This is a genomic window from Muribaculum intestinale (assembly GCF_002201515.1).
Lineage (GTDB): Bacteria > Bacteroidota > Bacteroidia > Bacteroidales > Muribaculaceae > Muribaculum > Muribaculum intestinale.
In genome coordinates, this window is record NZ_CP021421.1 from 3,066,458 (window position 1) to 3,086,308 (window position 19,851).

Genomic DNA, 19,851 nt, shown 5'->3' on the forward strand with positions numbered 1-19,851 from the left:
AAATCAACCGAAATTATTCAAAGACAACTTCTCCAAAAAAATGGGGAAGATGGAAGTCGGGTGCCGGAACATTTATCGGTTTCCAAGATAAGAAATGCGGCACAGGCAATTTATCTCCGCATTTATAGAAATTTGCCCTTGCTTTCATTCCGTGTAGATTTTTTATGTTGTCGGCAAAAAAGATGACGACGGGAATGGCAAGCCGTACGCACCATTTGTCCGGAGCTTTACAGCTGTCAAACTGTGTATCGGTAATCGATGTGGCTCGTGATATGGCTCCTACACATTCCGGCGTGGAATATGTGCGATTGTTCCGGTCCGGACCACAGGCAAGCAATACCTTACCGCAACAGTTGCATTCGATATTGTAATAGTTGAGATTATCGAATGTGATAAACATTTCCACGCATGAGTCCTCCCATACAGGGCCATTGTCTTCCTTAGCCATTGCTCGAATGTAGTCTTCGGCAACTGTGTACTCCAAAAGAATCATTGAGCCATTATGTGCTATGCGGAATCGGACATCAGGAGTGTAGGGGAACTCAGCGGGCCAGTTGGCTGTGCTTATATACTGCGGAGCGATTTCATTCCGATCAAGTAAGTCTGAAATCTCTGTTACTGCAATTTTCTTTTTATTGATATACGGTATTATCATGGCTTTAATAATTGATTTTGCGAAGATACATATTTCTGATAGATTATTTTGTCTTTTCAGGCACAAAGGTCTCAAAGCTGTTGTCGTTGTAAAACACCATTATGCTTACTACGCGACGCTGACCGGCATCATTGGAATTGATGCCGATTATCGGCATTGAATCATGTTGAACATTGTTCAACGCCGCTGTATTGCAGCTCTGGGATGTGTTGTTTTTTACTGCTGAGGAACTGGATATGGCAAATGGTGCGTTGTCCGGTACCGAATCCGGGACATTTATACCTGGGAGCGGAGGTATATTTGTAGATTGCGATAATTCTCGATGATTGCAAGGATTGTCTGTCTCTGGATTATTAGGCTTATTGTCAGCGTATTGATTGGTATGGAGTAGGGGGTTGGCTGCATTTTCAGGCTCTGAGATTTCTATATTTGAAGATGTCACCATATTTCCCTCGCCAAACATCAGCCACAGTATGGAAAGTTGAGGAAATGACTCATGAATCTTTGTAATTACTTCGTCGCTGACTTTTTTATTACGGCCGCGAAGTAACTGGGAAAAAGATGGTCGAGGTATACCACATGAGTCTGCAAACTGAGTGCTCTGCATACCGGTATAATCAAGAAATTCCTTGAGACGTGATGATATATCCATTTTGAGTGTTTGATTTTGCAATTTTGAGAATGCAAATGTAAAATATATTTTTGGGAAATGCAAATTTGTATTTTGCAACAATGTATTTCTGTTTGCAAATTGGGATTGTAAACAATTTGCAAATAAGCACGCTTTAGTTGGTTTTGTCGTAATGTATCACTTTACTTGTTGTATATTATATTACTGATAATTAGTTTATTATACGCTATGTGGATTGCGTTGGAAGTCACCTATGTTAATTTCTCGATACAAACCTAAAGCAATACTAAATATTTTAAAACTATTTAGTATGAGTTATAGTACATTATGCCCATATATCAATCTGTGTTAAGTAGGGTATTTTTGCGTTTGCGAACCGTGTAGAAGCATTCATTCCGTGTTTTTCAAATTAGAGCTATGGTGGTTTGCGAACCACACATATATGAAATTCGTGTTTAATAATGTAAATTTATGGGCTTTGATATTTCAATATGCATTTGCAAATTGGATTTCAGATTGTGCTGTTTGCAAATCTATTTGGTGGCTGTTCCTTTCAAAGTAAATAAGTTGACATTTGCAAATATAACACAGAAATATGTTGTTAAGATTTCTTAATAAGAATTCATTAACTATTCAAGTGCTTAATATTCTGTAATTTAACACCAATTTGCGTTTGTGGTATAATAAATGCGAATTTTGCAAATTTTTTCACATGTTTTATAGCAGAAATTCAATCGAATATACAGAGGCTGGTAGTATTATTCCTTGAAAAACCGGTATATAGATAAAGCAATGCCGTGCCCCTATAATTGTAGGACACGGCATTGCTTTAATTCCTTCGGGAAAGATTTATTATTAAACAAGCTCTAAATATGCTCTTGTCGTTTCTTCAGGCGTTCTGATTCATCAAGTTCCTCGGCTATATATGCCGCCGTCGGCGACTTGGTTTGAGCAATCTCTTCAGGAGTTCCTGCCGCTATTATCATGCCGCCGTTTTTGCCTCCCTCCGGCCCCATATCGATTACATAGTCTGCACATTTTATCACATCAAGATTATGCTCGATAACGACTACGGTGTTCCCTTTTTCGACCAGACGGTTCAATACTCCAAGCAGCACTTTTATATCTTCGAAATGCAGCCCTGTTGTTGGTTCATCAAGTATGAACATAGTACGTCCGGTGTCGCGTTTTGAAAGCTCTGTAGCGAGTTTTACGCGCTGGTTCTCGCCTCCGGAAAGTGTGCTCGAAGGTTGTCCGAGCTTGATATATCCGAGTCCGATATCCTGAAGCACCTGAAGTTTCTTTAATATGCCTGGGATACCGGCAAAGAACTCGACAGCCTGGTTTATGGTCATGTCGAGAACATCGGCGATAGATTTCCCCTTGTAACGCACCTCAAGCGTCTCGCGGTTATAGCGCTTCCCGCCACATACCTCACAAGGCACAAGCACATCAGGCAGGAAATTCATCTCAATTGTTTTATAGCCATTGCCATTACATGCTTCACATCGGCCTCCGGCCACATTGAATGAGAATCTGCCGGGTCTGTAACCGCGGATTTTGGCCTCCGGTAGATTTACGAACAGAGAGCGTATATCGGAGAATACTCCGGTATACGTTGCAGGATTGGATCGTGGAGAACGCCCGAGTGGCGATTGGTCGACCGTAACAATCTTGTCGATATGCTCAATCCCTTCGATGCTTTTATATGGCAGGGGCTCTTGCAGAGAATGGTAGAAATGATGGCTCAGTATAGGCTGCAATGTGCCGTTGATAAGACTGGATTTCCCACTGCCTGACACTCCGGCCACACACACCAGGCATCCGAGTGGAATCTCTAATGTGACATTCTTGAGATTATGGCCCGTGCATCCTTCAAGACGCAGATATTTGCCATTACCGGGCCGTGGAGCACTGCCACGCTCTATTGTGCATGTGCCGTTGAGATATCGTGCTGTCAGAGTATCCTGCGCAAGCATTTCATTGGGGGTGCCGGCGAATACTACGTTGCCACCCTTGCGGCCCGCCTTAGGGCCGATATCTACGATATAATCAGCTTCGAGCATGATTTCTTTATCATGCTCGACAACAATGATGGTATTAAATGCATCGCGCAATCTCTTTAATGAATCAATCAGCCTTTTGTTGTCACGCTGATGCAGACCTATGCTCGGCTCGTCAAGTATGTACATTACATTGACCAGTTCCGACCCGAGCTGTGTAGCCAGTCGTATACGCTGGCTTTCGCCTCCGGAAAGTGTAGCCGAGGCTCTGTCCAAAGATAGGTAATGGAGTCCGACATCCACAAGAAAGCGCAGTCGGGAACGTATCTCCTTCAGAATCTCTCCGCCGACCATCAGACTCCGTGAATCGAGGCGCTTCTCTACCTGCGAAGCCCATTCATACAGTTCGCCGATATCCATGCGCGCCAGATCGGAAATATTATATCCGTCAACAAAAAAATGCAATGCTTCACGGTTAAGTCGTCGACCTCCACATTCAGGACATGTTGCTCGGGAATAAAACTGTCCGCTCCATTTCTGGGCCTTGCTTCCTGCATCATCCGATTGTTGCAGCTCGATATACTTGACGAGACCTTCATATGTGCGGAAATAGTTGTAGGTGCTCTGCATGTCGGTCTTTAGCTGAAGACGCTCGTCAGTCCCGTTTAGAATATCGTTCAGAGCCTCTTCTGGCAAGTCGGATATCGGTGTTTTCAATGAGCACCCATATTTCTCACAGATGGCTGAAATCTGCCAGAATATCATTGTATTCTTGTATGGACCGAGTGCGGCGATACCACCTTTATAGATTGACTGCGACGAATCCGGAATCAGTTTCTGCCTGTCAATAATGTTGACATAGCCCAGTCCCTTGCAACAGGGACATGCCCCTTGGGGAGAATTAAATGAAAAGTTGTGTGGAGCAGGCTCACGGTATGACAACCCACTTTCAGCATCCATCAGCATCTGGCTATAGTGGGCTACAGTATCTTCATCAAGATCATAGACCATCATCTGTTTGTCTCCCTGGCGCAATGCGTTTTCTACAGAATCATTCAGACGAATGGCATCCTTACGGCCTACTTTCAGCTTATCGACCACAAGTTCTATGGAATGGTTCTTGTAGCGGTCGAGTTTCATACCGAATGTAATTTCGCGAAGTTCGCCGTCGACTCTTACTGTAAGGTATCCTTTCTTACGCAGTTGTTCGAAGAGTTCCTTGTAATGGCCTTTACGATTCTTCACAAGTGGAGCAAGAACATAAATTTTATGCCCGTCATATCGTGACAATATAAGTGCCACGATTTTCTCGGCAGTATATTTCTCCATCTTCTCTCCGCTGATATAGCTTCGCGCTACACCGATGCGAGCGAATAGCAGGCGCATATAGTCATACACCTCGGTTGTTGTGCCGATAGTGCTTCGCGGATTACGGTTTATGGTCTTTTGCTCAATAGCAATAACCGGACTCAGGCCAGTGATGCGGTCTACATCCGGCCGCTCAAGAGTACCGAGCATGTTGCGTGCATATGCCGAGAATGTCTCGATATACCGACGTTGTCCCTCTGCGAAAATTGTGTCGAATGCAAGACTCGACTTTCCGCTTCCGCTAAGTCCGGTAATTACAGAAAGGGAATTATGAGGTATGTCCACATCGATATTCTTAAGATTATGGACGCGTGCGCCAAGCACCGATAATTTATCGGCATCTGCCGGAATATTTTCGGTTATATCTTTTTTCATAAATCAATATTCATCCATCAGTCTACTACCCACGCGGGATTGTAGACGTGTGTCTTACTTGTAGAACGAAGCATATCGTCAGCAAGAGGTATTTCAACCCGGTAGGTTTTTCCTGTTTTGTTAGGGAGCGATTTTGCCCTTATCCATGGGTTGAAATCGCGCAAGGTAAGATAGCTTATGCCATGAGATTTTGCCCAAGCAGTCCAATCTTCTACTGGACCATTGACTTCGACAGTCGTTGTGCGTACTGGAGTATGCAATTGATCAGAGCTTATGCGATATCCGTATGCCTTCGGATTCTCCATTATGAGCTTCATGGCGATGAGACGGAATATATAGCGCGATGTCTCGTCGTTGAGATACAGGTCGTAGGCTGATTTGCTTTTTTGGGCGTCGAGTTCTTTGGATATACGAGCCATGCCGGCATTGTAGCTTGCGGCGACAGACTCCCAGTTGCCATATTTGGCAAGTGCGTTTTTTAGATATCTGCATGCAGCCTGTGTCGCTTTCTCCGGATGATAGCGCTCGTCGACAAATTCATTTACCTCAAGGCCATATTCTTTTCCTGTGGACGGTATAAACTGCCACAGACCCGCGGCCTTTGCCGGGGAGTATGCACGAGGATTTAGCGTGCTCTCGATGCATGCAAGATATATTAAATCCTCAGGGACTCCGTTTTTCTTCAAAATGGGGATGAGTTTAGGGAAGTATCGGTTGGCCCTTTTTATTGTGAGCAGAGTATTGCCATGCGTATAAGCCATGGATGTGAGTTCACGGTCAAGACGCTCGAATAAATCCACTCGGTCAAGATCTACCGTTTGTCCGGCAAATGTAACCTTTGACGGAATTCTCGGATTGACAACGGTGCTGAACAGTGTCGACGAATCGCCGTTTTTTATGTCAGTTGCCTCGGCATTTATTGTGCCGGAAAAAAGTCCGCAAAACAGTGCGGTGGCTATTATTTTATGATAATAAATTTGCATGTTAGTTAAGTTTTATGGCTGAGGAGAGGCTATGCCTTGATTTTCGTTATTATATTTTATAATGTTGATGTCTCCTTTTAGGTTGTAAACGCGGCCGTCGGCTCCACGAGCCTTTATTACATAATAATAAACACCTGAGCCGACATATTTCCCTTTATACTTGCCATCCCAACCCTGTGATGGGTGATCAAGAGTCGCAACACAGATACCCCATCGGTTGAATATACTGCACTTGAATTCAGTTATTGAGCGGTAGCTTACTTTCCATTCATCATTAATTCCCGGAGAGCCTTCCGGCGAAAACGCATTTGGACAATGCAGGTCGGATTCTCCGATATTTATCTGATATGTCTCGGAATAATGCTCACATTCACCATCGGCGTCAGCCGCCATGAAGCGTACATATGTTGTACCTGCATCGCGGAATGTACGGGTAAATGAAAGATTCTTGTCGCGCAATAAGATATCCTCGAATTCAGGATGGGTTGATACTTGCCATTCGGTAAATATCGCAGCAGGGGTGACATCTGCGATGAAAGAAATCTCAACCGGCGCCGAGCCGCCAAGAGATGCCGAGCCTTCTCCTGATGATGTTCTCTGCTGGTTGTCGAATGTCTCTGTCTCCTGTTCTGCGGAGGTATGGGCCTCAACACGACGGGCCGCAATCACGTCGGTGCTAACCGACAACTCCGGCAGACCCCATTCTCGCAGAAATCTGTCTCCGACAAGAGTGTATTCAGTGTCGCATAGCGCTGCGGTACAATGAATTGCACCATCCGCATTTGGCAGGGATACTGTAGCTTCAATCTCTCTATATCCTTGATAATCTGCTGAATATTCCATCGTGGTATATTTCAGCGACATCTCTCGCGACAACTCGCCGCGACGACCGGTTATTGTATAATAATATATGGGATATGCATCTCCTCCTAAATTTAAGATTGTAGTGTAGCAATCACTGTCTCCGTCAACCGACAGGGAACTGAGAAGAAGTTCGTATTCCGAATAATCGATTATCCAGAAATATGTGCGTGAATTGCCATCTTCAATCACATACCCGCAATCAGACCGTACCTCATTTAATATCGATTCCGCCCCTGAGTAGTCTATCTTATTCTCTGGTATCGGCTCGGCATATGCAGCTCCAAGCTGCCCGAATGTATACCATATAGGGTGGGTGGTGTTTTTTGCTTGATAGGTAAGCGAGGTGCTGCCTTGACATGAATGTAGCACGTATATAGCCGAAAGCCCGGTAGACGCTTCCGGTGTTATAGAAATAGGAGGATATATATCGCCGGTGATTGATACCTGTGCCGACATATATTGAGGAATGCCTGTTGGGGAAACACAGATTCCGATACCAAGAATTATGTGTCGAGGTATTGCCTTCAATCTTTTGAATCGTTTGTCAAGATATGCCATAACATACAAAGATAGTGTTTTTTTCAAAACGGCGTATCTGTCGTTAATATTGCGCTTTGATTTTTCGTGATTTTCGGCCTGTATGCCTTTCATTTTGTTCGATAGACAGTAAAAGAGAGAGTCCGATATCGCCGAGGGGGATTGGGAGATACCATGAGTGAGTAATGGGAATGAAGCACTATGGCAAGAGGGAAGTTGAGAAACTCTCGCTCACGCAATTTAACATAATACAGATTATGGGACGTAAGCCGCAAATCATTCAGCTCACAAATTCTATCTGTTTTCTATAGTTTATGTCCTAATAAGCTATATGGAATTGAAGAAGACTATTTCAATAGATTGTTTGCACCAAGGGCTTTGAAAAAGCCTGCGGCATCTGCTGGTAGAGATTTTCATCTGAAAGAAAAAATATTATGTCTTTGGGAAATGGGCAATAAATCAATTATTGATGCCAAAGTGTTTTGATTTCCTGAATCTTTTTCTGCGCGGCAACACGTCCTAAATCGTAGACGCGCTGCATGTCATCCGGACTGTGTGACACATGTCCGATTTGCAACGGAGATTCCGGCCGGATTACTACACAGCGGCCTTCAGATTCTGCATGACGGACATATTCGAGCTGGGCATTATACATTACATGACGGCGGCTCATCGCGTCTCTTGCTCCCGGATGCTTGCGCAGACCCCACTCTATCATCGGCATGAATCGGGAACATTTCTTTACATATCCTTCCGGTTGAGTCAGCACCACTACATTGGCATCATAACCACAGCGTTCAAAAAATTCGAGAGGTATAGAGTCGGACATGCCTCCGTCAAGGAGCCGTCGGCCATCTATTTCAACAATATTTGATACTAAAGGCATTGATGCCGAGGCTCTTACCCATTCATAAAATAAATCTCCGCCATGTGTGCATTTGTGATAGACGGCCTCTCCCGTATCTACGTCGGTACATACTACATAGTATTCCATTGGGTTCAGTTCAAAGGCCTCGGAATCAAACACGTCATAATGGTTCGGGACAATATGATACGCGAATTCCGCATTGAATAAATCCCCGCTTTTGATTAGTGAGCGAATTCCGCAATATCTGGAATCTCGGGCAAAACGTTGGTTATATCGTAAAGCACGCCCATGCTGTCCTGATTTGTAATTACATCCGAAAGCAGCTCCGGCTGATACGCCGACAATGCCATCAGGACGGAGATTGTGCTCCATCATTATGTCAATTACTCCGGCTGAGAATAATCCACGCATTGCTCCGCCTTCTAGTACAAGTCCACATTTCATCACTGTAATGTTATTGTTTATTGCAAATATACGAAAATTCTGTCATGAACCGGAATATTTTGACGCATAATTAAGTTAACATACGTGTTAATTATGCGAATGTTTTTGATTTTGTTTAGAAATATTGCTTACCTTTGTCAAAATAATATTGATTCTCAATCACACGCATTTATTCAAGACAATCAAATGAAATTGCCATCTATAGCGGCATTGGCCGTTCTTTTCTCCCCTACTATCCTTTACTCTCAGTCTGTTGCTCCATCTGCTACTGCCGGTGACGGTGTTCGCATTGACCGCAATATATTCAATCATCTGGATGTCGGCCTTTCTCTGGGCTCGGCAGGAATTGGGCTTGACTTATCAACCAATGTTACTGATTGGGTACGCTTACGCGCGGGTGTTGATTATATGCCTGAATTTGCAGTGCCGATGTCATTCAACATAACAAGTTATAAAGAGGGAGCCACACCGGATGATGGCTATACAGTGAATGAAAGTAATTTTGACAAGCTGCAGGAGCTGATGTACGGAATCACCAATATACATGTCGACGAACATGTCGACATGCAGGGTCGGCCCTCTTTCTGGAATTTTAAATTTATGGTCGACGTCATGCCATGGGCCGACAAACGCTGGCATATTACCGCCGGTTTTTATCTTGGGTCAAATAAGATTGCCAACGCCAGAAACACAATCGAAGAGATGCCATCTCTGCTCGCGGTGAATATCTATAATCATTTTTATGATTTTGCCAAAAGCGGGGCATATTGGGATGAGCCTATGATTCCGGGATATGATGACTATTATATGTCGCCGGAAATGGCTGAGAAACTCATTGAACGTGGCGCGGTTGGTATAAATGTCGGCACATTCAGCCGTGATATACACGATAACGAAGGCAATATCATCTATAGAAAGGGACAGCCATACATGATGCGCCCGGGAACCGACGGACTTGTTAGAGCAAAGGCTTTGGTCAACCGTTTCCGCCCCTATATCGGCTTTGGATATAATAATGAGGTGGGAAAATCCGGACGTTTGTCAATCGGATTTGATGCCGGAGTGATGTTCTGGGGTGGAAGCCCTAAGATAGTTACTCATGAAGGTATCGACTTGATTAATGACGTTGAAAATGTGAACGGTAAGGTCGGTGATTATGTCGATATTGTAAATTCGTTCAAGGTATTCCCATCAGTCAATTTTCGCATATCCTATAAATTGTTTTGATTCTTAGATTATCAGATGGCACGACATAACACCCTTGGTAAAATTGGAGAAGATGCAGCATGCTCTTATCTTGCAGCCAAGGGGTATGCCATCATGGAACGGAATGCGCGTGTAGGGCATCTGGAGATTGATATTGTCGCAATGGTCGGTCCGAGACTTGTCTGCGCTGAAGTAAAAACGCGCACTGCCGGGACCGGCTTTTCAGGCATAGAAGGCATAACCAAAGCAAAAATCAAATCTCTTGTGCGAGCGGCTGACGCATACGTAAAATCACGAAATCTGCCATTTGAGGTTCAGTTCGACATATTGCTTGTCTCGGCCAATGATGATGGGGAAATTATTGAAATTGAACACATTCCAGATGCATTCTATCCGCCGTTCTGAAAGATTGTCTAAAATTCATATTACTTTGCTTTTGAGAGTCTTGTCCGCGTCTTTTTGTTTATTCTTCAATCATGTAGCTACAGCTACACTCCCTCATAACAGGCAAAAATCCATCGGAGAATCCTTCTTATATAAATTTTGACAATCTTTGAATTTTCAGGCCGTTTTTATGACAATGCATCAGCCACAGCCGATTCATATTTTCTGAGAGTAGTGGCCTTATGGATTGCTTTCCAGGCTTTATGACCAATCTCGTCTTCAAGCCAATCCCACATAGGTTTGATTTTTTGTAATATCTGCTGGTCTCCGCAAAGAACAGTCATATAGGTGGAATATATTTCTTCGTGGAATCTTCTTAAAACTGAAACACGCTTGTCGTGACACCACTCCTCATTACTGCGATATTCCAGAGCAAGCGACGGGCGTGACAATAATCCTCTTCCAACCATTACATCCACAGAGATATTGTGCACACTGCCGATGCGGGCGATATCTGAAACTGACCGTATATCACCGTTATATACTACACGGTGACTTGTAGATGCTAAAAACTCATCAAATATCTCACTATTACATTCTCCTACATATTGCTGAGCCGCGATTCTTGGATGAAGAGTAATATGATCGAGAGGAATTGTATTTAATATGTTCAATATCGGGCGCCATTCATCAGAACTATTGATGCCAAGACGTAATTTTGCCGAGAATACAGCAAATGAATAACGCGTGATTATAATGCTTGCGATTTCCTCAATCAAAGCAGCCCGTAATGCACCCGCTCCCCGCCCATGTTTTACTTGTGGTGGAAACGGACATCCGAGGTTCAGATTGATATGTGTTGCTCCGGCGTCAATCAAAGTGTCGGCAAGTATGATAAATTCGTCACGGCTCCCAAAAATAATCTGTGGGATTACCGGTATGCCAGACGGCATATTCTGAATCGCATTATTAAGGTCACGTTGCCTGACGCTGCCCTTTTCAACTCTGATAAATGGTGTGAAATATGCATCGACACCGCCATAAATACCGGCATGGGCCAAGCGCCATGCCACATCTGTATAGCCTTGCAGGGGTGCGGCATAAATCAGTTTATCATCCATATACTTTTGATTATTTCTTCCAGAAAGCCTGTGTAAACAGTATTAGTACGGTGAAAATCTCAAGACGCCCGATGAGCATCAATATTGACAGTACCCATTTGCCGAAGTCAGGTATGATTTCATAACCGCCTCCTCCATAACCGGTCACACCGGCTCCAAGCCCGGTGTTGCTTACGCAGCTGAATGAACTGAAGAATGCGTCCATAAACGGCAGCCCCATGGCAGTAAGCATAATTCCGCCTACCGCGATGACCATAACATATATGCACAAAAATGCAATCACCTTATCGACAACCTCCGGTGCCATTACATTACCGTTGATTCGCACCGAACGTATTGAATTGGGGTGTACCGAGCGATACAGTTCGTTGTTGGTGTTCTTAAGCAGATAGAGCAGACGGTCTATTTTGGCTCCGCCGCTCGTAGAGCCTGCGCAGGCGCCAAAGAACATCAGGCAGAATGACAGGGAGAGTACCAACGGACCCCAGTTTTCGAAGTTATCGGCAGTAAGGCCGGTCGATGTAATTGTCGTTATTATCTGGAAAATAGGGTCGATTGTGACAGCCTCTATGGATGTTGCATGTCCGGTAACGGCAATACTGATGACAAAAATCACATACATTACAACAAGTATGCCGATATATGCCATAAAGGTATCATTGCGCAGCAATGAACGCCAATCACCATGATATGCCTTATAAATCAGACTGAAATTGACTCCGCCAAGAAACATAAACAGAGTAACCACACACTTGATGTAGTTGGAATCCCAAAAACCGATACTGCTGTTTTTGGTGGAAAAGCCGCCGGTAGATACTGTGGACAGAGAATGGCATATGCTGTCGAAAATATCCATGGGACCGGCCCATAAAAGCAAAATCAGAAGTGTGGTGAGCACAAAATAAATAGTCCAGAGGCTTTTGGCAGTCTGGCTTATTCGAGGGCGCAGTTTTTCGTGGGTGATGCCTGTTACTTCGGCATTGAACATCTGCATTCCTCCTGAATAGTTGAGCATCGGTATGACTGCGAGGGTGAAGAGGATGATACCCATGCCGCCAAGCCATTGTGTCAGACATCTCCAGATATTAATGCCATGGCTAAGCACATCGACTGACTCATAAATTGAACATCCTGTTGTAGTAAAGCCCGACATGGTTTCAAAAAAAGCATCTGTGACACTAAGAGGATGCTCGCATATGATATATGGAATCATACCGAAGAAACTAAACACCACCCATACAAGAGCCGTGAGTAGAAATCCCTCGCGCTTTGCCATCTGAGTATGTGACGGACGGATGCAGAATGTCATCACCGCACCTGTGACAAGTGTGATTCCGGCAGCAATAATGAATGCCATTACATCGCTCTCGGAGTATATAAGCGATGTAAGTATAGGCACAAACATGAATATGCCCTCAATCATGAGAAGCCAGCCCAATACTCTCACAAGCATCGGGAAATTTATTTTGCGAACATTGCCGAACAGAGTCGTACTCTGGACTTTGTCGCGGCTTTTGCTGCCAAAAAAGTTCATATATGAATTTTGTTAGCTAAACAGTCTCTCTATCTTATGCAATGCTCCTGACAAGCAGAATACTACGACATGGTCACCGGCCTCTATTGTAGTATTACCGGTAACGAGCATGCCTGTTTCGCCGCGTATGAGTCCCGCAATGGTCATACCATATGGCAAAGATAATGATTTGACCGGACCGCGGGTAACCTTGCTGTTGGGCTTTACTTCGATTTCAGCAACCTCTGCGTCGGCAAGCGCCAGACATTTTGAGGAGGTTACGTCCGTATCAAGAAGAATCTGGAATATTTTACTTGAAGCCAGGAGCTTCTTGTTTATAATAGTGCCGATATTAAGACCCTCTGCCTCGGAGATAAACTGAAGGTTTTCGACCTCAGCTACTGTTTTTCGTATTCCGAGTTCTTTGGCGGTAAGACATGTGAGGATATTTGTCTCCGAACTGTCGCTCAAAGCAATAAAGGCATCTGCCTCGTCGACACCTTCGTCACGCAACACGTCAATATCGCGTGCGTCACCATATACTATGTCGCAATTTGGGCATTTTTCCGGTAGCCGGCGGCACTGTGCCATGTCATTGTCGATAATTTTAATGCGGAATTCATCCGCAGCCATATGGGCAAGTCTGATAGCAATACGGCTTCCTCCCATGATAACGACTTTCCGTATGCGAAATTCCTCTTTCCCACATAGGTCAAGCAAATCACTTACGTGATCGCGCATGGTGGCAAAGTATAGGATATCGCCGGGCTTCAGTACGTCATCACCGCGCGGTATAATTGTCTCATGACGGCGCTTTATTGCTGCAACGTGGAAATTATGCTCTGTCCGGGCGAAGTCTTTAAGATGCATGCCTACAATGCGGGCATTTTCGCGTAGCTTCACGCCTACAATTACGAGCTTGCCATCATGGAGTTCAAACCAATGACGCACCCAATTGCGTCTCAGTGCGGTTATAATCTCCTGTGCCGCGAGGTACTCCGGATAAATCAATGCGTTGACTCCCTGCCGGGTGAAGAAATCGCGATTATTCTTATCAAGAAATTCGTAATTGTCAATGCGGGCTACTGTCTTTCTTGCACCTATGCTTTTGGCAATAGTACAGGAAGTGACATTGCGTGTCTCGTCAGGTGTCACCGCGATAAACAAGTCACATTTTTCCACTCCAGCCTGACGGAGAGTGTTAAACGAAATCGCGCTGCCGCGTAGCGTCATCAGGTTGTAGTTGGCGTCGATACTGGCAAGGCGTTCGGCGTCATCATCCACAAGCATTACATCCTGCTCTTCTCTTGACAGAAGTTTTGCCAGATGCGAGCCGACTTCTCCCGCTCCTACGATTACAATCTTCATACCTATTTAATTTAAACGGCCGATTTGCTTGCGGCTTCTTTTATGGCTGAGAAAATAGCATCCTCGTCCATCCCACACTCTCTCATCAGTTCAGGCACCTTTCCATGAGCGACAAATCGATCAGGAACGCCGATTCTGATAATCTCGGGATGATAGTCATGATCCGCCATCCACTCGGCCACAGCAGAGCCAAGACCTCCGTCGCGCATGCCGTCCTCTATGGTAATCACCGGGACGCCGCGTTCTCCCACTTCGCGAAGAATCTCTTCATCGATGGGTTTCAGGAATATCATATCGTAATGTGCTACGCTGATGCCTTCGGCTGCTGCTCTGTCGGCCGCCGCAACGGCCCATCGTCCAGTAGGACCAATGGAAAGCACAGCCACATCTTTACCATCACGCAACTTGTGTCCCTTCCCTACGGGAATTACTTCGGGTGTCTTTTCACGCCACATGGCGTCGTTTCCTTTGCCTCGTGGATAGCGTATTACAAAAGGACCGTAATTTCCGCTCACAGATGTAAGCATCAGAGAGCGTAATGTCGACTCATCCATTGGCGATGATATTATTATACCGGGAATCGGCCGTAGATAACACATATCGAAGACGCCGTGGTGAGTCACACCGTCCTCCCCTACTATGCCGGCACGATCAAGACATAAGGTGACCGGAAGATGCTGGATGGCGACATCGTGGATTATCTGGTCATAAGCACGTTGGGTAAAAGACGAATATATTGCTGCAAATGGACGCATGCCCTCTTTTGCAAGGCCTCCGGCAAATGTTATAGCATGTCCCTCGGATATGCCGACATCAAATACTCTTTCCGGCATGGCTTCTTGCATTATATTCATTGATGTGCCTGATGACATGGCGGCTGTAATGCCGACGATACGTTTGTCATCCCGGGCCAGTTCAAGGAGTGTCTCACCGAATACGTCCTGCCATTTGGAAGGGCCGGACGCGGAGCCATCCCCTATTCTTTTCCCGGAAACAGCGTCAAACAGGCCCGGAGCATGCCATTTCGCCGGATCTTTCTCGGCTGGGCGATATCCTTTGCCCTTTACAGTGCGAAGATGCAGAATACGCGGACCGTCCATCTCTTTTATGTCATTGAGAACTCTGACCACTCGGTCTATATCGTGTCCGTCAAATGGTCCGAAATATCTGATATTCAAGCCCTCGAATATATTCTGCTGCTTGCCGAGGAGCGATTTTATGCTATTGTTGAAACGCAGTATGGAACCTTTGCTGCGTTCGCCTACCAGATGCATATTCTTAAGCAGTTTATATATCCGGTATCTGAACGTGTTATAGGCCTTTGTCGTATTTATGTGTGTCAGATATGAATTCAATGCCCCCACATTGCGGTCAATCGACATGTCGTTATCATTAAGTATAATCAGCAGGTTGTTGGGGGTGATTGCGGCATTGTTCAGGCCTTCAAATGCAAGTCCGCCTGAGATAGATGCATCTCCGATTACCGCCACGACATTACGGCGCGGAGATTCGCCCTGCAATTTGGACGCGACAGTCATTCCAAGAGCTGCGGATATCGAGTTGGATGCATGTCCAGCTGTAAAAGTGTCATATTCGCTCTCTTCGGGGTTCGGGAAGCCGCTCAGACCTCCGAATTTCCGATTGGTAGCGAATAATTCACGGCGTCCGGTAAGCAGTTTATGTCCATAAGCCTGATGCCCTACGTCCCATACGATTCGATCGTATGGAGTATTAAACACATAGTGCAGAGCGACAGTGAGCTCTACCGCACCCATGCTTGAGGCAAAATGACCCGGATTTTTAGATAGAGAGTTTATTAGGAATTCACGTATTTCCGAACATACTTCTGGGAGTGCCGACTGCGGAAGCCTGCGCAGATCGGCCGGCGAATCGATGGATTGCAGGAGGGGATATTTATTATCGGCTTCCTGGATTGTGGTATCAGGCCTTTCCATTTCCATTGCGCATATATTTTTTGTAAAGAGGCACGAATACCACAATTCCGGAAGCTACAATAACAAAAATTGTCCACAGATTGATGCCGCGTCCCTGAATGAGCAGGTAACACAATATAATCCATAGAGCCGTGAGGCATAGTAGGCGGAAGAGTGTAGCGGTATTCATGCATTCTAAATTAGAATGCAAATTTACCAAAGTTTCTTCACAAAAACAACATAAATGCTCAATACGAGCCGGCTGAGGAGGCAATCGAATGGTTATCGGGCAAAAATCTATTTGCGTTTTTTAAAGAAATGATACAGACGTGTAGCCTGTCTTACTCCTTGAAACGCCAGTATGCCATAGTCAAGCATAGAGAATCCTGACAATATCTTTCCAAGCAGTTTGTTGCCGCCTAACGAATCGAGCATTTTAAAGTTTGTGACTTTCGAGGCTTTTGACATCAGCTGTTCGCGTACCATTTCCATTTTCACATGGTTTACGGCGCGGCAATATCGCAAGTCGTCGATTGTATATCCGCTCCAGCGCTTGGCGGAAGATGCCGGATCATGAGGTGGAAGTGAATCGGTGGCCATACGTCAAAGGGATTTTTGTTGTTTATCAGCATCGGGTTCATCAAGCAGCAGGCGCGACAGAAACCGTGCAATCGGATCTGTGATAAGCGTGGTGCGCATGAGATATAGCGTTACCCCAAGTAATATATATATACCGCCCATAATCATAAAACACCAAAATATAGGCAGTGCGGTGGCCAATAGCAACACCAGCCCAATGGATATGAAAAACAATGCGAATGCAAGCATTATGCCGAGGATTGCAGCAACAACACCTGTTGACAGCAATATGGCGGATTTTTCAGTAGATACAAGGCGTATATTCTCAATCTGGAGTTTCAGATATGTGAGTACGGCTTTCCATACTGAACGCATTTCGTCAGATTTTTCACTCATGACAATTAAGGCTAATATATTTAGGGGTAACTTTTGAGACAATCGATATAATATTTCCGGCCGGAAATATTGAGTTTGCCCGGCCGGAAATAACAAGATGTATTGCGATTAATCGCACACTTCTGCCTGAAGATCTTTAGTAAGTTTGTCGACGAGGGCATCAACGTCGCTGTCAGAGCAAATGATGCCTTTCTTGCGAAGTATGTCGGCAATGCGGGTTCTAAGTTCCGAGCCTTTCTCCGGGGCAAAAAGCAGGGCCGCACCGGCTCCGACAATTGCGCCTCCGAGGAAAGCGCTTATGAGTCCGAGGGTATTGTTCATCGTTTAAATTGATTTATCGGGATTTAGAGTTATTTCTCGATTTCATCAGCAATCTCATCGACAAGTTCTTCCAATTTATCCTTGCGAAGATTAATGCCTTTCTCTTTCAGGAAATGACGGATATTGTCGCGTGTTGTCTCCCCTTTTTCGGGGGCAAGAAGAAGGCCGACCGCTGCACCAGCGACAGCGCCGCCGATTACAGATAGAATGATGTGTAAGGGTTTCATAAAGTGTTAACGTTTTTATAGGTCTTTTTTATATAAGACTTTAGTGATTTCTATGTTAAATAATTCTGACACTATTAACACATGCACGCCCGAAAAGTTCAATTATTACTCCTTGGAATCAGAAATAACGCCATTGGATATATTCGGCAGTGTTATTTACGTGCTTCAGCCACATAGCCCAGGGTCTCGCGACATTTTTCAGTCACATATGCCCAGTCAGAGGCGGCGACGCGGTCGGACGGGAACAGCTTTGAGCCCATGCCTACACAGAATACTCCGGCTTTTATCCATCCCTCGATATTCTCTTTTGTCGGCTCGACACCTCCGGTGACCATCAGTTTAGACCAGGGCATTGGAGCTTTCAGGCCTTTCACAAACTTAGTGCCGAGAACGTCGCCGGGGAATACCTTGCACAAATCGCATCCTGTCTCCTGAGCGGCCCCGACTTCAGATATAGTGCCGCAACCTGGAGTGTAAGGAATGAGCCTGCGGTTGCATATGCGCGAAATCTCGGGATTAAAAAGCGGGCCGACAACAAAGCAGGCACCAAGTTGCATATAGAGTGCAGCAGTCGCCGGGTCAACGACAGAGCCAACTCCGACTGCCATTTCCGGGCATTCTTTTGCAGCGAACTTAACTACTTTTTCAAACACCTCATGAGCGAAGTCGCCACGATTGGTAAACTCAAAGGCGCGCACTCCGCCGTCATAACATGCCTTCACTACCGCGCATGCTATATCGGCATCTTTATGATAGAACACCGGTACCATTCCGGTCTCGCCCATCTTCTGAAGGACCTGGATTTTATCGAATTTTGCCATTTTTATTCATTGGATTATTTCGGGACACTGCCTGTCGTGCAGATAGCAGACAGTGCCCCGGACTTCATTTATAAATGTATCAACGCTGTACGCGACCATTGGCACTGCCGCCTGCCAGAGCTTTGACTTCATCAACTGTGACCATATTGAAGTCACCGGGAATTGTGTGCTTGAGTGCTGATGCAGCAACCGCAAACTCAAGAGCCTCTCCCTGATTATCCATTGTCATAAGGCCGTGTATAAGGCCGCCGGAGAAACTGTCGCCTCCGCCTACGCGATCGATAATCGGATTGATATCGTAGCGTTTGCTCTGATAGAATTCCTGACCGTTGTATATCATAGCCTTCCAGCCATTGTGAGTAGCCGAGAATGATTCGCGCAGAGTGGAAACGACATATTTAAAGCCGAATTCCTTCATCATGGCCGCGAATATTCCCTTATAGCCTTCAGCATCGGTATTACCACCCTCGACATCGGCATCGGGCTTGAATCCGAGGCAAAGTTCGGCATCCTCTTCATTGCCGATACATACATCGACATACTTCATAAGCGGACGCATGATTGACTGGGCTTTTTCAGAAGTCCAAAGTTTCTTGCGGAAATTAAGGTCGACCGAAACGGTGACACCGTGGCGCTTGGCGGCTTCGCATGCAAGGCGAGTGAGCTCCGCGGCCTTGTCGGAAATGGCCGGGGTGATTCCGCTCCAGTGGAACCAGTCGGCACCTTCCATAATCTTGTCGAAGTCAAAATCTTCAGGGTCAGCTTCCGATATAGAAGAGTTCGCGCGGTCATATATTACCTTTGACGGACGCATTGACGCGCCTGTCTCACAATAATAAATACCTACGCGGTTTCCTCCACGGGCAATATGGTCAGTGACGACGCCGTAACGACGCAATGCGTTTACAGCAGCCTGCCCAATCTCATGTGTCGGCAGTTTGCTTACGAAAACCGACTCGTGTCCGTAGTTAGCGCAACTGACAGCGACATTGGCCTCGCCGCCGCCCCATATTACATCAAAATTGTCGACCTGCACAAAGCGGTTGCAGCCTGCAGGCGAGAGGCGAAGCATAATTTCGCCGAGTGTGATTACTTTTCCCATATCTGTTATCTGTTTATTAAGATTAATTTGGTGGTGCAAATTTAATATTTTGGCAGGAAATATCAATTTCCAAAGAGACACTTTGATTATTTTTCGCAACAGTCGCGAATCATCGGACGACTCATAACGAATAACACTGCAAAGATACCAC

General features: G+C 45.3%; 18 protein-coding genes. 2 read left to right on the top strand and 16 right to left on the bottom strand.

Annotated elements, in window-relative coordinates; genetic code table 11:
- Positions 1 to 13: 13 nt before the first annotated feature.
- The 6 genes from ADH68_RS12665 to ADH68_RS12690 form a co-directional block, all read right to left on the bottom strand.
- On the bottom strand, positions 14 to 655 hold the full coding sequence (locus ADH68_RS12665; protein ID WP_068960514.1) for a carbohydrate-binding family 9-like protein: 642 nt from the start codon (positions 653 to 655) through the stop codon (positions 14 to 16).
- 43 nt (positions 656 to 698) lie between these two features.
- Positions 699 to 1,307 (bottom strand): helix-turn-helix domain-containing protein, encoded by a 609-nt coding sequence (locus ADH68_RS12670; RefSeq protein WP_068960513.1) that lies wholly within the window; start codon positions 1,305 to 1,307, stop codon positions 699 to 701.
- A gap of 845 nt (positions 1,308 to 2,152) precedes the next feature.
- A complete protein-coding gene (uvrA, locus tag ADH68_RS12675) occupies positions 2,153 to 5,032 on the bottom strand; it encodes an excinuclease ABC subunit UvrA (protein ID WP_068960512.1) in 2,880 nt (959 codons plus the stop codon).
- A gap of 17 nt (positions 5,033 to 5,049) precedes the next feature.
- Positions 5,050 to 6,015, bottom strand: coding sequence for a lytic transglycosylase domain-containing protein (locus tag ADH68_RS12680; RefSeq protein WP_068960511.1), 966 nt, complete (start codon positions 6,013 to 6,015; stop codon positions 5,050 to 5,052).
- Positions 6,016 to 6,027: 12 nt separating this feature from the next.
- Entirely contained in the window at positions 6,028 to 7,335 is a 1,308-nt protein-coding gene (locus tag ADH68_RS12685; protein WP_157755900.1) for a T9SS type B sorting domain-containing protein, read from the bottom strand.
- 544 nt (positions 7,336 to 7,879) lie between these two features.
- Positions 7,880 to 8,728 (bottom strand): patatin-like phospholipase family protein, encoded by an 849-nt coding sequence (locus ADH68_RS12690; RefSeq protein WP_068960509.1) that lies wholly within the window; start codon positions 8,726 to 8,728, stop codon positions 7,880 to 7,882.
- Positions 8,729 to 8,821: 93 nt separating this feature from the next.
- Here ADH68_RS12690 and ADH68_RS12695 point away from each other — a divergent pair, with 93 nt between their 5' ends.
- Positions 8,822 to 9,955 (top strand): hypothetical protein, encoded by a 1,134-nt coding sequence (locus ADH68_RS12695; RefSeq protein WP_133165685.1) that lies wholly within the window; start codon positions 8,822 to 8,824, stop codon positions 9,953 to 9,955.
- Positions 9,956 to 9,970: 15 nt separating this feature from the next.
- Complete coding sequence (locus ADH68_RS12700; protein ID WP_068960507.1) at positions 9,971 to 10,339, top strand: YraN family protein; 369 nt, start codon at positions 9,971 to 9,973, stop codon at positions 10,337 to 10,339.
- A gap of 167 nt (positions 10,340 to 10,506) precedes the next feature.
- Here the strand turns inward: ADH68_RS12700 and ADH68_RS12705 are convergent, their stop codons facing one another.
- The 10 genes from ADH68_RS12705 to ADH68_RS12755 form a co-directional block, all read right to left on the bottom strand.
- Complete coding sequence (locus ADH68_RS12705) at positions 10,507 to 11,439, bottom strand: tRNA-dihydrouridine synthase family protein (RefSeq protein ID WP_068960506.1); 933 nt, start codon at positions 11,437 to 11,439, stop codon at positions 10,507 to 10,509.
- 10 nt (positions 11,440 to 11,449) lie between these two features.
- On the bottom strand, positions 11,450 to 12,973 hold the full coding sequence (locus tag ADH68_RS12710) for a TrkH family potassium uptake protein (protein ID WP_084273984.1): 1,524 nt from the start codon (positions 12,971 to 12,973) through the stop codon (positions 11,450 to 11,452).
- 12 nt (positions 12,974 to 12,985) lie between these two features.
- A complete protein-coding gene (gene trkA, locus ADH68_RS12715; RefSeq protein WP_068960505.1) occupies positions 12,986 to 14,320 on the bottom strand; it encodes a Trk system potassium transporter TrkA in 1,335 nt (444 codons plus the stop codon).
- 11 nt (positions 14,321 to 14,331) lie between these two features.
- Positions 14,332 to 16,275 (bottom strand): 1-deoxy-D-xylulose-5-phosphate synthase, encoded by a 1,944-nt coding sequence (dxs, locus tag ADH68_RS12720; RefSeq protein ID WP_088294834.1) that lies wholly within the window; start codon positions 16,273 to 16,275, stop codon positions 14,332 to 14,334.
- A 276-nt stretch (positions 16,276 to 16,551) separates the two neighbouring features.
- Positions 16,552 to 16,854, bottom strand: a complete 303-nt coding sequence (locus ADH68_RS12730; RefSeq protein ID WP_068960503.1) for a hypothetical protein — start codon at positions 16,852 to 16,854, stop codon at positions 16,552 to 16,554.
- Between the two features lie 3 nt (positions 16,855 to 16,857).
- The gene (locus tag ADH68_RS12735) at positions 16,858 to 17,229 is read right to left on the bottom strand and encodes a phage holin family protein (RefSeq protein WP_068960502.1); all 372 of its coding nucleotides are present in this window, start codon (positions 17,227 to 17,229) and stop codon (positions 16,858 to 16,860) included.
- Between the two features lie 108 nt (positions 17,230 to 17,337).
- Positions 17,338 to 17,550: a YtxH domain-containing protein gene (locus ADH68_RS12740; RefSeq protein ID WP_068960501.1), complete on the bottom strand. Its 213-nt coding sequence runs from the start codon at positions 17,548 to 17,550 to the stop codon at positions 17,338 to 17,340.
- Positions 17,551 to 17,579: 29 nt separating this feature from the next.
- On the bottom strand, positions 17,580 to 17,777 hold the full coding sequence (locus tag ADH68_RS12745; protein WP_068960500.1) for a YtxH domain-containing protein: 198 nt from the start codon (positions 17,775 to 17,777) through the stop codon (positions 17,580 to 17,582).
- A gap of 152 nt (positions 17,778 to 17,929) precedes the next feature.
- Positions 17,930 to 18,598 carry a bifunctional 4-hydroxy-2-oxoglutarate aldolase/2-dehydro-3-deoxy-phosphogluconate aldolase gene (locus ADH68_RS12750; RefSeq protein WP_068960499.1) on the bottom strand — a complete coding sequence of 223 codons (669 nt, stop codon included), beginning with the start codon at positions 18,596 to 18,598 and terminating at the stop codon, positions 17,930 to 17,932.
- Positions 18,599 to 18,677: 79 nt separating this feature from the next.
- The gene (locus ADH68_RS12755) at positions 18,678 to 19,700 is read right to left on the bottom strand and encodes a sugar kinase (RefSeq protein ID WP_068960498.1); all 1,023 of its coding nucleotides are present in this window, start codon (positions 19,698 to 19,700) and stop codon (positions 18,678 to 18,680) included.
- Positions 19,701 to 19,851 lie beyond the last annotated feature (151 nt).

What these genes read in the sequence shown, in the direction of transcription:
- dxs (WP_088294834.1), bottom strand. Translation starts at nt 16,275, where the DNA reads ATGGAAAGGCCTGATACCACAATCCAGGAAGCCGATAATAAATATCCC.
- ADH68_RS12680 (WP_068960511.1), bottom strand. Translation starts at nt 6,015, where the DNA reads ATGCAAATTTATTATCATAAAATAATAGCCACCGCACTGTTTTGCGGA.
- ADH68_RS12695 (WP_133165685.1), top strand. Translation starts at nt 8,822, where the DNA reads ATGCGAATGTTTTTGATTTTGTTTAGAAATATTGCTTACCTTTGTCAA.
- ADH68_RS12730 (WP_068960503.1), bottom strand. Translation starts at nt 16,854, where the DNA reads ATGGCCACCGATTCACTTCCACCTCATGATCCGGCATCTTCCGCCAAG.
- ADH68_RS12735 (WP_068960502.1), bottom strand. Translation starts at nt 17,229, where the DNA reads ATGAGTGAAAAATCTGACGAAATGCGTTCAGTATGGAAAGCCGTACTC.
- trkA (WP_068960505.1), bottom strand. Translation starts at nt 14,320, where the DNA reads ATGAAGATTGTAATCGTAGGAGCGGGAGAAGTCGGCTCGCATCTGGCA.
- ADH68_RS12745 (WP_068960500.1), bottom strand. Translation starts at nt 17,777, where the DNA reads ATGAAACCCTTACACATCATTCTATCTGTAATCGGCGGCGCTGTCGCT.
- ADH68_RS12740 (WP_068960501.1), bottom strand. Translation starts at nt 17,550, where the DNA reads ATGAACAATACCCTCGGACTCATAAGCGCTTTCCTCGGAGGCGCAATT.
- uvrA (WP_068960512.1), bottom strand. Translation starts at nt 5,032, where the DNA reads ATGAAAAAAGATATAACCGAAAATATTCCGGCAGATGCCGATAAATTA.
- ADH68_RS12705 (WP_068960506.1), bottom strand. Translation starts at nt 11,439, where the DNA reads ATGGATGATAAACTGATTTATGCCGCACCCCTGCAAGGCTATACAGAT.
- ADH68_RS12685 (WP_157755900.1), bottom strand. Translation starts at nt 7,335, where the DNA reads ATGTCGGCACAGGTATCAATCACCGGCGATATATATCCTCCTATTTCT.
- ADH68_RS12710 (WP_084273984.1), bottom strand. Translation starts at nt 12,973, where the DNA reads ATGAACTTTTTTGGCAGCAAAAGCCGCGACAAAGTCCAGAGTACGACT.
- ADH68_RS12750 (WP_068960499.1), bottom strand. Translation starts at nt 18,598, where the DNA reads ATGGCAAAATTCGATAAAATCCAGGTCCTTCAGAAGATGGGCGAGACC.
- ADH68_RS12700 (WP_068960507.1), top strand. Translation starts at nt 9,971, where the DNA reads ATGGCACGACATAACACCCTTGGTAAAATTGGAGAAGATGCAGCATGC.
- ADH68_RS12670 (WP_068960513.1), bottom strand. Translation starts at nt 1,307, where the DNA reads ATGGATATATCATCACGTCTCAAGGAATTTCTTGATTATACCGGTATG.
- ADH68_RS12755 (WP_068960498.1), bottom strand. Translation starts at nt 19,700, where the DNA reads ATGGGAAAAGTAATCACACTCGGCGAAATTATGCTTCGCCTCTCGCCT.
- ADH68_RS12690 (WP_068960509.1), bottom strand. Translation starts at nt 8,728, where the DNA reads ATGAAATGTGGACTTGTACTAGAAGGCGGAGCAATGCGTGGATTATTC.
- ADH68_RS12665 (WP_068960514.1), bottom strand. Translation starts at nt 655, where the DNA reads ATGATAATACCGTATATCAATAAAAAGAAAATTGCAGTAACAGAGATT.